Annotated in this window: 12 protein-coding genes and 1 pseudogene; 3 read left to right on the top strand and 10 right to left on the bottom strand. The window is 64.4% G+C overall.

Annotated features, from left to right (window positions below; translation table 11 throughout):
- Positions 1-38: 38 nt before the first annotated feature.
- The 3 genes from EV216_RS05910 to EV216_RS05900 form a co-directional block, all read right to left on the bottom strand.
- On the bottom strand, positions 39-971 hold the full coding sequence (locus EV216_RS05910) for a DUF2493 domain-containing protein (RefSeq protein WP_132694146.1): 933 nt from the start codon (positions 969-971) through the stop codon (positions 39-41).
- A 364-nt stretch (positions 972-1,335) separates the two neighbouring features.
- Positions 1,336-2,367, bottom strand: coding sequence for a DUF7146 domain-containing protein (locus tag EV216_RS05905; RefSeq protein ID WP_132694145.1), 1,032 nt, complete (start codon positions 2,365-2,367; stop codon positions 1,336-1,338).
- Between the two features lie 3 nt (positions 2,368-2,370).
- Positions 2,371-6,729 (bottom strand): strawberry notch family protein, encoded by a 4,359-nt coding sequence (locus EV216_RS05900; RefSeq protein WP_132694144.1) that lies wholly within the window; start codon positions 6,727-6,729, stop codon positions 2,371-2,373.
- Positions 6,730-6,906: 177 nt separating this feature from the next.
- Here EV216_RS05900 and EV216_RS05895 point away from each other — a divergent pair, with 177 nt between their 5' ends.
- Positions 6,907-7,203 (top strand): hypothetical protein, encoded by a 297-nt coding sequence (locus EV216_RS05895; protein ID WP_132694143.1) that lies wholly within the window; start codon positions 6,907-6,909, stop codon positions 7,201-7,203.
- 22 nt (positions 7,204-7,225) lie between these two features.
- Here the strand turns inward: EV216_RS05895 and EV216_RS05890 are convergent, their stop codons facing one another.
- The 6 genes and pseudogenes from EV216_RS05890 to EV216_RS18595 all read right to left on the bottom strand — a co-directional run bounded on the left by EV216_RS05890 (position 7,226) and on the right by EV216_RS18595 (position 10,565).
- A complete protein-coding gene (locus tag EV216_RS05890; protein ID WP_132694142.1) occupies positions 7,226-8,248 on the bottom strand; it encodes a nucleotidyl transferase AbiEii/AbiGii toxin family protein in 1,023 nt (340 codons plus the stop codon).
- The gene (locus tag EV216_RS05885; protein WP_132694141.1) at positions 8,241-8,834 is read right to left on the bottom strand and encodes a DUF6088 family protein; all 594 of its coding nucleotides are present in this window, start codon (positions 8,832-8,834) and stop codon (positions 8,241-8,243) included. The genes EV216_RS05890 and EV216_RS05885 overlap by 8 nt, the downstream gene beginning before the upstream one ends.
- 57 nt (positions 8,835-8,891) lie before the next feature.
- Positions 8,892-9,536 carry an antitoxin of toxin-antitoxin stability system gene (locus EV216_RS05880; protein ID WP_132694140.1) on the bottom strand — a complete coding sequence of 215 codons (645 nt, stop codon included), beginning with the start codon at positions 9,534-9,536 and terminating at the stop codon, positions 8,892-8,894.
- Positions 9,529-9,949, bottom strand: a pseudogene (locus EV216_RS05875) (hypothetical protein). The gene EV216_RS05880 and the pseudogene EV216_RS05875 overlap by 8 nt, the downstream one beginning before the upstream one ends.
- A 75-nt stretch (positions 9,950-10,024) precedes the next feature.
- Positions 10,025-10,222 carry a hypothetical protein gene (locus EV216_RS05870; RefSeq protein WP_132694139.1) on the bottom strand — a complete coding sequence of 66 codons (198 nt, stop codon included), beginning with the start codon at positions 10,220-10,222 and terminating at the stop codon, positions 10,025-10,027.
- A 1-nt stretch (position 10,223) separates the two neighbouring features.
- The gene (locus EV216_RS18595) at positions 10,224-10,565 is read right to left on the bottom strand and encodes a DUF6915 family protein (protein WP_243641983.1); all 342 of its coding nucleotides are present in this window, start codon (positions 10,563-10,565) and stop codon (positions 10,224-10,226) included.
- Between the two features lie 3 nt (positions 10,566-10,568).
- Between EV216_RS18595 and EV216_RS05860 the strand changes: the two genes are divergently transcribed.
- Positions 10,569-11,753, top strand: coding sequence for a tyrosine-type recombinase/integrase (locus EV216_RS05860; RefSeq protein ID WP_207893974.1), 1,185 nt, complete (start codon positions 10,569-10,571; stop codon positions 11,751-11,753).
- Positions 11,750-13,780, top strand: coding sequence for a tyrosine-type recombinase/integrase (locus EV216_RS05855; RefSeq protein ID WP_132694138.1), 2,031 nt, complete (start codon positions 11,750-11,752; stop codon positions 13,778-13,780). The genes EV216_RS05860 and EV216_RS05855 overlap by 4 nt, the downstream gene beginning before the upstream one ends.
- Before the next feature lie 76 nt (positions 13,781-13,856).
- Here the strand turns inward: EV216_RS05855 and EV216_RS05850 are convergent, their stop codons facing one another.
- Positions 13,857-14,387, bottom strand: a complete 531-nt coding sequence (locus EV216_RS05850; protein ID WP_165899161.1) for a LysE family translocator — start codon at positions 14,385-14,387, stop codon at positions 13,857-13,859.
- Between the last annotated feature and the right edge of the window lie 109 nt (positions 14,388-14,496).

The raw sequence follows: 14,496 nt of genomic DNA, 5'->3' as shown, positions 1-14,496 counted from the left end.
CGCTTCCACCTCGATTTCCCCTTAAGGGGAAAGGGGGCTCACGCCCCCTTCTCGAACTTCATGACCGGGATGCCCAGCTTCTTGGCCTTGTCGGCAAGGTTCTCTTGGATGCCGGTGCCCGGGAAGACGAGGACGCCCACGGGCAGCACGTCGAGCATGGCGTCGTTGCGCTTGAAGGGGGCGGCCTTGGCGTGCTTGGTCCAGTCGGGCTTGAAGGCGACCTGCGTCACGCCGCGAGCCTCGGCCCATTTGGCGGCGATGAGTTCGGCACCCTTGGGGCTTCCCCCGTGCAGAAGGACCATATCGGGATGTTTGGTGCGGACCTGATCGAGCTTGCCCCAGATCAGGCGGTGATCGTTGAAGTCGGTCCCGCCGGTGAGGGCGACCTTGGGTCCTGCGGGCAGCATCGCCTCGGTTTCCGCGCGGCGCTTGGCGGCGAGGAAGTCGCGGCTGTCGATCAGCGCTGCAGTCATGTGCTGGCGGTTCACCATCGAGCCGGTGCGGGGGCGCCAGGTCGATCCCGTGTGATGGACGAACTCGGTCGCGGCGTGATCGCGCATCATGTCCATGCAGTTGCGCCGTTCGATGAGCGTCAGGCCTTCGGCCGTCAGGCGTTCAAGCTCGGTGGATTTCACCTCGGAGCCGTCCTGCTCACGCTGGAGGCGGCGCTGCGTCTGTTCATTCTCGTCGAGCGACCGCTCGATCCGGGCTGTGGCGCGGTGGAAGAGGTTGACCTGGCCCCAGAGCACTTCTTCGAGGTCTGGTTCCATGCGGGTGTCTTCCAGGGTCGCGACGAGGGCGTCGAAGATGTCGGCGACGGCGACCGCGAGGCGCTGCCCATCGGGCATCGGGCGCGGATCGGGCTCGTCAAAGGGGCGGTAGCCATAGAGCTGCAGCTCTTCGAGCGCATGGGCGGTCTGGGATGCGGTGTGGACGGGTTCATACGCGTCGTCGTGGGTGTGGATCGTCATCGGTTCTTGCCTCCGGGCCTGTCACGTCCGCGCGTCATCCCGCGCGGCCTTCATGGGCTGCGAAAGCCGTGGGAGGGGACGCCCCTTCACCCCCTTTCGGGGCCGGAACGCATGTGGAGGAGGACGGGGGGCGGCTGATTTGTATCGCGATGCAAAGCGGGGGCTCGTCCCCCGCGGCGGAAATCAGTCGCCCCCCGTCCTTGAAGGGGCGGCCCCTTTGACGGCCGCCTGCCCATCTCTTGAAGGCCGTGTGGGTGACGGGTGGATGAGGTTGCCCGGGAATAGGCAAAGCGACAGTCCAGAGCCACGACAGGGATGTGACCCCTGCCCCGCTGTCCCTTGTCCGCCCCCTGCGCGATGCTGCTCAGCCGAACAGGCGATGCCGATCCTCGGGCCCGATCTGCCCTGCCAGATGCCGACGCAGCGCGCCCGTGCCGTACGCCCGGAGATCATCGTTGAAATCCCCGAGCCGCGGTTCCAGCACCCGCACGGCAATCCCACCCTCGGCTGCTCTGGCGCTCAACCTCTCTGCCGCGCTCCGCCCCGCCGGATCGCGGTCGATGGCGATGTAGAGGCGCTGCACCCCCTCCGGCAGCAGGACGGCCCCGAGGTGACCGGACGAGAGCGCAGCCCAGACGGGAAGGCCGGGCACTGCCTCAACCAGGGACAGCATGGTCTCGATGCCCTCGCCAACAACGAGGATGTCGTCATGTGGGGTGAGCCTGACGGCATTGCCCAGGAGGTGACCCATGGCACGCCGCTGCGTCTCGACATCTGCTTTCCCCTGTCCGTCCGGCGCCAGCCAGGTGCGGTGCACGCCCTGCAAGACCCCTGCCCCATCGGTGACCGCCGCGATCAGCGCCGGTCTGGGGACGCTTCGGGTCTGGCCCTCATCCCGATGCCAGCACTTCGGGTGGAAGCGCAGGGCGCTCATGGTGCCACCTTGGGTGACGCCCCGCGAACGGAGGTAGATGTCAGCAAGCGTGCCTGCGATCAGGACCGAAGCCGCAAAGAGGCGCGCCGCTGCCGCTGGCGTGCCACCGGGGGCCTTGGACTTCTTCGGCACTGGCACGTCCGGGAGGACCGGCTGCGGACGACCGAGATGCGCCCGGGCCTCGGCCAGAAGGTCGGGAAAGCGGGAGATGCCGGTCCGCTCGCGGATGATGTCGAGAAGATCGCCATGCTCTCCCGTGGCGGCGTCGGCGAACTTGCCGGCAGCACCCGGCCCTGATGCAGGCCCGGTCAGCCGCACGAAGAGCGACCGTCCAGGGTTGTTCTGCAGATCGCCAACGATCCAGTAGGACCCTTCCCGCCGTCCGGCGGGAAGGTAGGCGCGACACACGCCCTCGGCATTCTCCGCCAGAGCGCGGATTACATCTTCGGTCTCAGAATACATGGCTCAACACCCTCCGCGTTCATGTAGTCCCGTCACAGGACAACGTGCAAGCAGGCGATCCAGCACAGCGATGCCGGTAGGGTCGGTCGGACAGAACAGCCGCAGCTTCCAGCTGATGATCTCCGAGAAGAAGCCATCGGCCTTGAGCCGGTCTTTGGCGGCCTCGGTGAAGCCGGACAGCTCGATCCGGTTGACGCCCATGACGCGGGACCGGTGGAGTTCCATCCCTTCAGCCAACCGCACGACCGTCTTGCCCTCAAGAACAAGGGCATGGACCTGCGCTGCACTGAGCTTCGGCGCGTCATCTGCCAGCGTGGTCGCGACCCAGGCGGGCGAGACGCGGCGGCCGATGAGGCGCTGGCCGTCGTCGGTCTGCAGCCGGTAGACCCGGGTTTCATCCTGCGGGAGCTGCTTCCAGATCGGCAGCAGCAGCCCCGACACGATATGCAGCGTGGACTCGCTGAACTCCGGCACCTCGGCCAGTTCCGCGGTCCAGGCGGCATCGAACGCCGCGCGGTCGGCCTCCAGCCAATGCGTGTCCTCCATGATCCTGGCCGGAACCGTGCTGGCCTCGGTGGGTCGGATCAGGCGCAGGCGAGGTTCAATGGTGCCGTCGTCCACCATCAGGCTGGTGGCGGGAACCTGCACCGCGGCCCGGCCGGAGCGGCTGTTGACCAGCAGGCGCGCCTTCGGATCGTCGAGCCAGTCGAGCGCATCGGCGAGCGAGGTCGGCGTGTTGCGCCGCTTCTCCGCGATGGTCAGCAGCTGGGTTTCGGCGCCGGAGCCGGGATGGGTATAGATCACCCGGGCGTCGGTGATGCGGAAGCTCTCGGCGCGCAGCGTCTCGAGCCCGAGGTCATAGGCCCCGGCGGCGATGGCCCCCTCGATCCGCGCATCGAGCAGTTCCTCGAAGGCCGAGAAGAGCACGGCCTGCATGTCGATCGTCAGCGCCAGCAGGCGATTGAGGAAGGTCGTGATCGGCGGCAGGTCGTCCTTCAGACCAGTGTCGTCGGTCAGGCTGAGCCCCGTCGCATCCTCGAAGGCCGCAAGCGAGCAGCCCGCCACATCGCCGCGATAGAGGCGGCGGTAGAGCTGGCGCAGGGCATCGCGGGCATAGGGGGACTCGAGGTTGTCCTCCGGGCGGAAGAGACCCTGACCCCCGGTCTGACGCTGGCCGCGCGTGATCGCGCCGAGCGTGTCGAGGCGGCGCGCGATGGTCGAGAGGAAACGCTTCTCCGCCTTCACATCGGTGGCCACGGGACGGAAGAGCGGCGGCTGCGCCTGGTTGGTGCGGTTGGTACGCCCGAGGCCTTGAATGGCCGCGTCGGCCTTCCACCCGGGCTCCAGAAGGTAGTGGACGCGCAGGCGCTGGTTCCTCGACCCGAGATCGGCGTGATAGCTGCGCCCCGTCCCCCCGGCATCCGAGAAGACCAGGATGCGCTTCTGGTCGTCCATGAAGGCGGCGGTTTCCGCGAGGTTGGCAGACCCCGCGCGGCTTTCCACGACGAGGCGCGCCGCAGGACCCTCGCCCTTTCGTACGATGCGGCGCGACCGGCCTGTGACCTCGGCCACGAGATCGGTGCCGAAGCGCTGGACAATCTGATCCAGCGACCCGGCCACGGGCGGAAGTGATGCCAGCTTCTCGATCAGCGCGTCCCGCCTGCGGGCGGCTTCGCGGCATTCGATGGGCTGGCCGCCACGGACCACGGGTCGGGACGAGAGATTGCCCTCGCTATCGGTGAAGGGCTCGTAGAGCTGCACCGGGAAGGAATGGGCGAGGTAATCTAGGACATATTCCCGAGGCGTGATGTCGACGCGGATGTCGTTCCACTCTTCGGTCGGGATTTCCGACAGGCGGCGTTCCATCAGCGCCTCGCCGGTGGAGACGATCTGGATGACGGAGGCGTGACCCGCTGCGAGATCAGCTTCGATGGCGGCGATCAGCGTAGGGGTTTTCATGCTGGTCAGCAGATGGCCGAAGAAGCGCTGCTTGGCGGATTCGAAAGCCGAGCGTGCGGCAGACTTGGCCTGGCGGTTCAGCGTGCCGCTGTCGCCCGTGATGTTCGCGGCCTCCATGGCGGCGGCGAGGTTGTTGTGGATGATGGCGAAGGCCTCGGCATAGGCATCGTAGATGCCACGCTGCGCGGGGGTCAGCGCATGTTCCAGCATCTCGTATTCGACGCCGTCATAGGACAGCGACCGGGCAGTGTAGAGGCCAAGGGACCGCAGGTCGCGGGCCAGAACCTCCATCGCGGCGACACCCCCCGCCTCGATGGCCTGTACGAATTCCGCCCGCGTTGCGAACGGAAAGTCCTCCCCGCCCCAAAGCCCGAGGCGCTGAGCATAGGCGAGGTTGTGGACCGTCGTCGCCCCCGTGGCAGAGACATAGACCACGCGGGCATTGGGCAGCTTGTGCTGCAGTCGCAGGCCCGCCCTGCCTTGCTGCGAGGCTTCCGTGTCGCCGCGCTCGCCCTTCGACCCGGCGGCATTCGCCATGGCATGGCTTTCATCGAACAGGATCACCCCGTCGAAATCCGCCCCCAGCCAGTCGACGATCTGATCGACGCGGGATTTCTTGGCGCCGCGTTCCTCCAAGCGCAGCGTGGCATAGGTGGTGAAGAGGATGCCTTCGGTCAGCGGGATGTCGCGGCCTTGCGCGAAGCGCGAGAGCGGCGTGACCAGCAGCCGCTCCTGGCCAAGGGCCGACCAGTCGCGCTGCGCATCTTCCAGCAGCTTGTCGCTTTTCGAGATCCACAGCGCCTTGCGGCGGCCCTGGCACCAGTTGTCGAGCAGGATCCCGGCCGACTGCCGGCCCTTGCCCGCCCCGGTGCCGTCGCCAAGGAAAAACCCACGACGGAAGCGGACAGCGTCAGCGGCATCCTCCGGTGCGGCCGAGACCATGTCGCCGGTTTCATCGACAGACCACGACCCCGCGAGATAGGCGCCATGCGCTTCGCCCGCATAGATGACCGTCTCCAGTTGGGCATCAGACAGCAGGCCGTCGCGCAGGACGGCGGAGGGCAGCTTGGGGTGGTAGGTCGGTTTCGGGGGCGCGACCGAGGCCATGGCGGCCGACTGCACCAGCTTGGTCGGGTGTGGTGCCGCGCCGGGGATGTGGATGGCCTGCAGACTGAAGTTCTCATAAATGGCATCCGAAAGGCGCGCGCTGGCACTGGCCTCGGTTGCATCCCGCAGGCTGTAGGTGAGGTCCGCGGCCTCGATCTGCGCGCCAGTGGTGGTGGGTGTTGCTGGCGCAGCGCGCGATGTGCTGATGGCCGTGCGCGTGGTACGGGCAGGATTTCCCGGGAAGGGGGAAGAGCGGCCCGGCCCTACTGGGTCAGCAGGCTCCAACTCGAGGCGCGGGGGGATATGGGTGGTGATCAGCGACAGAAGGCTGGCCACATCCGGCGATATCGGGCGCGCCAGATCGGCGGCGATGCCGCCCGCCTCTCCACCGCGGCATTTGTCAAAGACCGAGATACGGGTTTCAAAGCTGGTGCCATGTTTGGCAAAGGCGGTGCCGGACACAGCACCGGTGAAGATCAGATGAGCAGACTCGGTCAGGCGGGCGAAACCGTCCGCCCAGGCGGGCGCATCGGGCGCGAAGCCGGCTCCGGTGATGGCGACGAGCCGCCCGCCAGGAGCGAGCCGCGCAAGCGCCGAGCGCAGATGCCGGGCCGTCGCCTCGGTCGTCCGACCATCGACATTGGCCAGAGCCGAGAAGGGCGGGTTCATCAGGATAACGCTCGGGCGAAAGCCCGCGTCCAGATGATCATCGATCTGCGCGGCGTCGAACGTGGACACGGGACGCCCCGGAAAGAGGAGGCGCAGAAGATCGGCGCGGGTATCGGCCAGCTCGTTCAGCGCGAGACCGCCACCTGCGATCTCGCCGAGGATCGCCAGAAGTCCGGTCCCGGCCGAGGGTTCGAGGACGAGGTCTCGGGGCGTGATCTGCGCCCCGGCGAGGGCCGCGAGACCCATGGGCAGCGGTGTGCTGAATTGCTGGAACCGCTCCATCTCCTCCGAGCGCCGCGTATGCGTGGGCAACAGGCCCGCGACCTTGGTAAGGATCGGCAGCAGGGCAGCGGGCGAGCCCGCCCGGGCGAGCAGCGCGCGGCCGAACTTCCGCAGGAAGAGGACCAGCGCCACCTCGCCCGCCTCATAGGCAAGCTTCCAGTCCCACGCGCCATCGGCATCGGAGCCGCAAAAGGCGCGCTCCATCTCAAGCCGCAGGCGCACCGCGTCGATCTGGAACCCCTGTGCCAGATCGGGCTGCAGCGCTTCGGCGACAGCGAGGATCGCGGACGCGGGATCGCGAGATGGAACAGGAACGGGAGGCGCAACAGGGGCGAGATAGGTCATGGGGAAACTCCGGAATGAGGGACAGGATCAGGATCGGGCACCCTCTCTCGGGCACCCTCAGGCCTGATCTTTCCCCGCCCCCCTTTTCCTCTCGAACCGGCGCAACCCGGACGCTTGGCTTGATTATGTTCCCCTTATGTTCTATATTGAAGCCCAAGCCAGAAAGGGAGTTTCCCGATGGACAGCACCACGCACGCCCTGCCCGCAACACCCAAGCAGATCGCCTATGCGCGGTCTCTCGCCCTGCGCAACCAGACCCTCCTGCCGTGGGAGGTGCAGCAGGACCGCCGGTCCCTGAGTGCCTGGATCGAGGCACAGGCCCGGCTGAAACCAGTATCCGACATGGACCGGCTGCCCACGTCCAAGCAGGTGGCCTTCGCAGAGAAACTCGCCCGGATCAAACGGCGCGCCGTGCCGGATGAGTGCTTCCGCAACAAGGGGCTCATGTCGAAGTGGATCGACGGGAACAAGTAACGGGAATCTTCCGAAAAGATGGTCAGTCAGGCTTGAACGCTGCATTGGCCTTGCGCGCGATGTCCGCGCAGCGGTCCATCAAGTCGCCAAAGGGCTCTGGTGTTGATGCAAGCAGGCCGTCCTCGACCATCCGGCGATAATCGTCGGCGAGAGCCTTGAGAGCATCGCCGCCCGGGACCAGTTGTAGATGCCCAGAGGTTGCGGCGCCGTAATCGATCCATGTGGCATCCGCTGCCTTCTCTGCAAAGAACATCGCCTTGTGCTTTGCGACAGCGGTCCCAAGTGCGCGATCTTCGATGGCCGCAGCGGCGATGCCCGCTGCGTCCAACCGGGCGACATCATGCCAGTGTCTGGAAAAGCGATCCCCTCGCATACGGCTCTGCAAACAGAACACGTGGATCGCCGTTGCCTTTTCCCAGAAGGTCCGTTCTGCATGCATCACGCGCGGGCGAGCAGTCGGAAACTCAAGGCCGTCAACGGCCCCCGCTGCGTCACAGACAATGTCTCGCGCTGATGCCGGCTCTCCGGTAGAACGCGCGCCAAATTCCAGCATCACGCTCGGAGAAACGTATCCCGTGCCTTGGGCGAGGTGCGGGTAGTCGATGAACAGCTTGTCGCCGTCAATCCGAAGGCCGGCATCGATCCCGTCCCGATCAATCGCCTGCTGCAGGATCGGCTGGATGGTCCCGGCCACCCATTCTGGCAAAGCCTGTCGGACACGCTTCGACCAGCGCCGCTCTTCGCTGGATGTGGCGGGCATGGCATCTTCACGGCCCTCGAGCAAATCCGGGATCAGCGCCCGGATATCAAATGTCAGATCCACATCCTCGGAAAACCGGTCAATGACCTGGTAGGCCTTCGACAGAGAGGTGCCACCCTTGAAGACGAGGTTTGTGCCGACGGGCGATCCAAACAGTTGCTGGATCGCCCAGACCACCCAGACGTCCTTTTCGAGGAGGTGGGCTGGCCGACCAAGCCGATCGGCTGCGACGCCAAGAGCATCCAGTCGGTCTTTGGCGGTGAGGCGCAGGAATGCCTCAGCCATGAACCATCTCTCCAACCAATCGTGCCAGCCAAGTCGGGAACTGCGGCGCGGCGGACACGAGTTCGGTCTTTGCCGTGTCCGTGAGCTTGGATCGCAGAAAGGGGAGAGCCTTGGGGGCCTCATCCGGCCCGAGCCAGGCCAGCGCACGGACGGCCTGGCCCGAGGTCTTGCTCCCAAGGGCCAACTGCCAGCGCGGCGCATGACGCAGTTCGACTGCTTGCCGGCCAAGGTTCAGCACACGGCTTCGCCCCGAGGTGAGGTAAACCGACTTGACCGGCACCTGCGTGGTCAGGCCCAGAGCGTTTGCCGCGGCAGCGCCGCTCGGCACGATCGTCTCGCCCCGCTGCACAGCGAGCGCTTCAATCGCCTGTTCAGCGGACGGACTGCGCGGACCAAAGCGTGTCTGGACTGGGCGCATGTAGATGCCGCGTCCTGCACGGATCAGCTCGCCGCGCGCGGCCAGACGCGAGAGTGTCTGATCGACCGCCGCGCGCGAGCCGAGGTGCAGGAGCCCCTTCGCTGCCAAGGGCACCCCCTCCGGCAACGCCGTAGCGACATTCATAATGCTCTCGGCCATGCGCTCCATGATCGCTCCTTTGTCAGAAATATACGCAGATTTCTGACAGTTTTCAACCGTGCGCTCTCACCCGAACCGCCGCCCGGCTTCCGTGAACGAATACTCGTTGACGATGATCCCTTCCTCGATGGCCTCATCCGAGGTGAGGTGGTCGTATTCGGCCTCAAGCTGGCGGTATAGCCAGCGGGCCAGATCACGCAGCGCCTCGGTCACGATCTCCTCCGCATCCTCGGTCGGCGGCTGCCAGGTCGGGCTGTCGCGCGTGACGTCGATCGACATGGTGTATTCGTGGTAGTAGCGCCCGCGGTGGCTGACCTCGGCAGCGAGCTGGTAGAAGTTCCGGCGCTGGATGGCCAGCAGCCGGTCCGCGATGCCATGCAGCGTCGCATCCGTCGGGGCGTAGTCCCGGATGCGCGCGGCCGCGCCCTTGGCGTGGGACCAGTAGCCCTCGAAGCAGGCCCCGTCGCCCTGGCTCCAGAACCCGGAGAACCAGATGCAGGATCTGGCCCGCGTCCCGCCGCCCATCAGGCGGACGGGTGTGGTTTTCAGGCGGATACCGAGGATCTCGCAGACCCGCTCGAAATCCTCGTAGACCGCGTCCCACCAATCGTCACGGGGCCCGAGCTCGCGATACCAGCTGCGCGCCTTTTCCTTGGCCGCCTCCGAGAGTTCGGGGAACTGGTAGACGGTGGTGCAGATCACCTCAGGCATCGGTGTCCTCCCCGTTCAGCGCGGCGGCGAGCCATTCCTGGCTGCTGGTCCAGCCGATGGATTTGCGGGCACCGAGATCGATGGCATGCGCGCCACCGCCGAAGGCGTCGAGGCGAGGCCGCGAACAGGTCAGCGCATACTGAAACCCCCCAGAGACCGGTAAGGTCGAGTTCTTCTGCCAGGCGCAGCACGAAGCGGATGACAGCTTCGACATCGCCGTGCTCGTCGTCATGGATCCAGAGGCTGCTGCCCTCGGGCACGTCCTGACGCACGAGGTTGAAGCCCGCGACCTCCGGGTCTTCGGCGTCCTGATCGGCTTCGCGCAAGCTCTGGAACAGCGCGAGCGCGCGGGCAGCCTTGTCGGGGGTGCCGACATCGAGCAGGCACGAGAAATGGGTGAAGTAATCCGCCATGGGGACCTCCTGGATGGGGAAGACCCGGCCGAGCGGCCGGGCGCTGGGTTGGGATGAAAGGGTGGCTGGCGGAGATCAGGCGTTTGGCTCGTCGCCCGCCGCCTGTCGCGCGGCATGCGCGCAGAGCATCTGCCGGTAGAAGCGCTTGCGCGCCGTGCGAAAGCCGCGAACGGCGCGCGTGTCGGGGTGCAGCGCCCGGACTGCCGCGCGCAGGACGGCGTAGGGCGACACCTCCGCTGGCAGGCCGAGGCGCTGATAGGCCGGGTCAATCATCTCAGGCGACCTCGACCACGGGTGAAGCGAGATGCGGATCGACCAGCGCTTCGATCCGCTCGGACCGGCCCATCCAGGGCTCGGGCCGGATGGCCTTCACCCAGTCGGCGAAGCTCGGGATGAAGCCGAGGTCTTCCTTCACATGCTGCTCGCCGACCCAGCGGGTCGGGATAATGCGCCCAGTCGAGAGGGTGAGCGTCGGACCGAAAATCGTCTCGGCCATGAAGATGCCCTCGGCATGGTGGCGGAGCGCGCGGTGCCGGAAGTCGGCCGTGATCTCCTTGCTGGCATCGATTATGTGGACAGTATCAAAATGACGTGGAAACGCCGTAAAGTAAGCCATTGATTGAACAATTTCATCGAGGTGCTCATGTTCAAAGTCAAACGTCCTGGGGACAGCGGTATTCCGATCGTCATTACTGCTGACGGCGCTGAAATCGACCCGGCCTGTCGCTTTCTCGCCTATCTCAATGCCAAGGGGTTTTCGCCGAACACTGTCTCGGCCTACGCGCACGATCTGGTTCATCTTTGGACCTTTCTCTCAACCCAGAACATTCACTGGACAAACCTCACCCCCGAACTCTCCGTTGGATTCCTCGCTCATCTTCGGGCGATGCCGTCCGGCCGAAAGCGGCAGGCGTCAGCGATCCGGCTGGCGGCCAGGGATGGCGCCGAGGTGCAGCCCCGCCTATCCGCCGCAACGATCAACAGGGCCTTGGCAGCGGTGGGCGCCTTCTACAAATGGGCGCGGTTTATGGGCACGTTCAGTGGTCCGAACCCCATCGCCAAAACCGCCGATTTGTCTGCCTGGCTGGCCACCGACCTCCACCGGCCATTCTTGGCGGGCGTAACTCGTCGAAAACTTGAGGTTCGCGATCTGAGCCTCCGGACTGTGCAGCGCCTGCCGCGCCCGATGTCACATCAGCAAGTCGCCAGCATACTGGGCGCGCTGCGTAACCTTCGCGATCGCAGCTTGATCCTTCTTATGTTGAACGCCGGCCTGCGCCCCGGCGAAGTACTGGGACTGCACCTGAGCGACATTGGCTATGGCCGAAGACGGGTATTTGTCCGCTGCCGTGACGATCATCCCAAAGGCGCGAGATCAAAGTCGAGAGTAGAGCGCGTCGTCGACCTGCACGACGGAGTGACCCTGGACACGCTGAACGCCTATGTCATGAGCGAACGCCCGCACGACGCAACCTCCCCTTTCATCTTTCTGGTCGGCGGCGACGGCAGTCGCCGAGCGGAGCCCTTGTCGTATTCGGCACTTGCACGTCTTTTCGCACGCGCATGTGAACGCGCCGGGATCCGTGAACCCTGGATGACGCCACACGCCCTTCGCCACACCCATGCGACGCAGATGTGGGAGGCCGGCATGCGGGAACTGACGCTGCAACGGCGGCTTGGCCATGCGTCACCGGAATCCACCAGAATCTACACCAAGGTCTCCGACCCGGTGGTCGTCGCAGAGTATCGGGCAGCCCTTGGCATGAAGCGTGATCAATCCAACGACGAAGGGGAAAAGTCATGACGCTAGCCGCCGCAGATTTGCGCCTGACTGCACATATCGCCTGTCTTCATGCAGACGAAGCTGACTACGCAGCCTTTCTTTCCCGCCTGCCCATGAACGAGCGCTTTCGCCGGAAGCGTCTGACATATCGAGCCGCGTTTCAGACGCGCTGGCCAGATCTTGCAGCTTGGTTTGCGGAACCTCTCCCTGTCAGAATCGGGTGCCTGGCCGGAGACAAACAGGCATTCCCAACCCATCCCCTCAGTTACCGGGCAAGGACTTACCTCTACTATCTGGCTCTGACAGATCGGGTTCGACTGGACTACGAGTTCCTTTTCGCCGTGGGCAACATGCGGGTCGCAGAGACGCTCGCACCAATCGACGCATTTTCTGGGGTAGAGGGCCTCGTGACAGACGCCGGCAGGCTTGGCTATTCAGAGGGAAGCATGCGTTGTGCGTTAGCCTGCATCCTGCCGCGTCTTGCGATGCACACTGGCGTCAGAACCTTCGACGGCGTTCAACAACATCACCTCGATGATATGGCGTCAGCAATCGAGGCGATTGCCTGCCGGATCAACCAGTTTCCGTTCAGGCAGCCGGATAAGGATTTTCCTCACAGCTTCAAACGCGCCTGGTTCAATCGTATCCGCAGGCTGCAGCTACTCCTTTTCCATCGAGGCAACAGCGTCGTTCGCCCGAGGATCACACCCGAGAAGAGAAAGCCCATCCCGTCAGCAAGACCAGATCTCCAAATCTGGGCGGATCGTTGGATCGAACGGAAAAACCAAACGCTTGCCCAGAAGACAACAGATCACCTTGCCGTCTCGCTGCGCCACTTCGTGTCGTTCTTGTCAAAGGCGAAGCCAAGGGTCTCGGTCTTTGCCGATGTCACGCCTGACCTTTTCAATGATTACCTTGAGTTCATCCGGGTCGATATCAGACCGAGGGCAGGCGCCCCCTTGTCGATCACAGCGCGCCGCGCACGGGCAGGCGCAGTCGCCAGATTCCTCGCTGATGGGGCAGCTTGGGGTTGGCCGGATTTCCCAGACCGCCCGGTTCTGGACACAAACGACCTTCCTCGCCTTGCGCATCGTGTTCCGCGGTTTATTCCAGAGGACCAGCTGAACCGCCTGATGCAGGAAGTCGTTCGGCTGGAATGTGATTTCCAGCGCACCGCATTGTTGATCGCCCGATGGTCCGGCGCCCGGCGCAGCGAAATCACGCGTTTGCGACTCGACTGCCTCGATCAATATCCCGATGGCACAGCCAGACTGCGAATTCCAGCTGGCAAGACATTGTGCGAGCGCCTAGTTCCACTGCACGAGGAGGCAGCCATGCCGCTGCGAGCCTTGATCGCTCAGCGGCGAGAAGCACCGGACCTGCCCGTTCCTGATGAAAGAACTGGCGAGCACGTTCGTTACGTCTTCTACCGCCGCAGTACACAAATTTCAGCGGACTATCTATTTCAGGAGTCTCTCAGGGTGGTCTGCGAGGCGGCTGGCCTGGTAGACCAGAAGGGCAAGCCAACAATTTCGGCGCATCGTTTTCGGCACAGCGTCGGATCCCAGCTTGCCGAACGCGGGGCCAAACTACACACGATCATGAGCGTGCTCGGTCACCAGTCCCCGCACATGGCAATGGTCTATGCGAGGATCAGCGACGCAGAGGTCCTCCGAGATTACAGGAGCGTTCTGGAACCCGGGCAGTTGATCGCGGGTCCGGGGGCTGAAGCTGTGCGCGCTGGAAAGCTTTCCTGCACCGCGATAGACTGGCTGAAAACGAACTTTATCAAGACCGAGCTCGAACTGGGCCACTGTCTGCGATTGCCGTCCGAAGGCCCCTGCGAGTGCGATCTCTACCTAACATGCGCCAAGTTCGTGACAACGAAAGCCTATGCCGGCCGACTGCGCGACCGACACAAGATCGAACTTGCTCTGGTGAATGATGCCCGCGACCGAGGTTGGTCCCGCGAAGTCGAGCGACATCTTGGCATCGCAGCGCGCATTGAAAAACTGCTGGCGGATTTGGGTGAGCTTGCCGGAGGGTGAGGGACCATCGTATTGGCGGAACATATACACAAGGTGACCAAATCTTACCGGAAGAAACACAAAAGCAGAAAATGCTTCATTCTGCGGATCTTCGATAGAAGGCCAGCCCTGTTGCCAGCAATAGGAAGCTTGATCCGCAGAGCCGCTCGATCCATTTTTGCGCTCCAGCACGCATCGTTCTTGCCGCACTGGCACCGAGAGCCGCATAGGCCCCCATCACCATCACATCAATCGTCACAAATATCAGCGTCAGAATGGCATACTGGCTCGGCAAGGGTGCTGTAGGGTCAATGAACTGTGGCAGGAACGCGGTAAAGAACAGGTAGCCCTTGGGATTGGTCACCGCGACCAGAAAGCTGCGCAGGAATACTGGTCTTATCAACCTGTCCGCCTTGGGCGCACTATCCGATGGCGCGACTGTCGGGCTTCCCGCTTGGCGCAGAACGCGGATGCCGAGATAGCATAGATAGGCTACGCCCAGCCATTTCAGCACCTCAAACCAGACCTGCGAGGTTGCGAGCAACGCACCGAGCCCGAGCGATACAGCCCCGATCAGGACGATGTCAGAGAGCGCAGCGCCAACGATCCCGAATGTGGCGATCGCCACTCCGTGCCGGGAACCGTAACCGCCCGGTTGATACCGCGGTTTAGGCGGCCTCTGCCTGCGGGGCAGCCATCGGCGCCCAGTTCCAAGGCATCAGTTCGTCGAGCTTGTT

It is taken from the genome of Rhodovulum steppense, from assembly GCF_004339675.1.
Classification (GTDB): Bacteria; Pseudomonadota; Alphaproteobacteria; order Rhodobacterales; family Rhodobacteraceae; genus Rhodovulum; species Rhodovulum steppense.
The sequence above is the reverse complement of the archived record's forward strand: the minus strand, read 5'-3'. Positions and strand labels throughout refer to the sequence as shown.

What these genes read in the sequence shown, in the direction of transcription:
- EV216_RS18595 (WP_243641983.1), bottom strand. Translation starts at nt 10,565, where the DNA reads ATGGCTTACTTTACGGCGTTTCCACGTCATTTTGATACTGTCCACATA.
- EV216_RS05910 (WP_132694146.1), bottom strand. Translation starts at nt 971, where the DNA reads ATGACGATCCACACCCACGACGACGCGTATGAACCCGTCCACACCGCA.
- EV216_RS05870 (WP_132694139.1), bottom strand. Translation starts at nt 10,222, where the DNA reads ATGATTGACCCGGCCTATCAGCGCCTCGGCCTGCCAGCGGAGGTGTCG.
- EV216_RS05890 (WP_132694142.1), bottom strand. Translation starts at nt 8,248, where the DNA reads ATGGCTGAGGCATTCCTGCGCCTCACCGCCAAAGACCGACTGGATGCT.
- EV216_RS05885 (WP_132694141.1), bottom strand. Translation starts at nt 8,834, where the DNA reads ATGGAGCGCATGGCCGAGAGCATTATGAATGTCGCTACGGCGTTGCCG.
- EV216_RS05855 (WP_132694138.1), top strand. Translation starts at nt 11,750, where the DNA reads ATGACGCTAGCCGCCGCAGATTTGCGCCTGACTGCACATATCGCCTGT.
- EV216_RS05900 (WP_132694144.1), bottom strand. Translation starts at nt 6,729, where the DNA reads ATGACCTATCTCGCCCCTGTTGCGCCTCCCGTTCCTGTTCCATCTCGC.
- EV216_RS05895 (WP_132694143.1), top strand. Translation starts at nt 6,907, where the DNA reads ATGGACAGCACCACGCACGCCCTGCCCGCAACACCCAAGCAGATCGCC.
- EV216_RS05880 (WP_132694140.1), bottom strand. Translation starts at nt 9,536, where the DNA reads ATGCCTGAGGTGATCTGCACCACCGTCTACCAGTTCCCCGAACTCTCG.
- EV216_RS05905 (WP_132694145.1), bottom strand. Translation starts at nt 2,367, where the DNA reads ATGTATTCTGAGACCGAAGATGTAATCCGCGCTCTGGCGGAGAATGCC.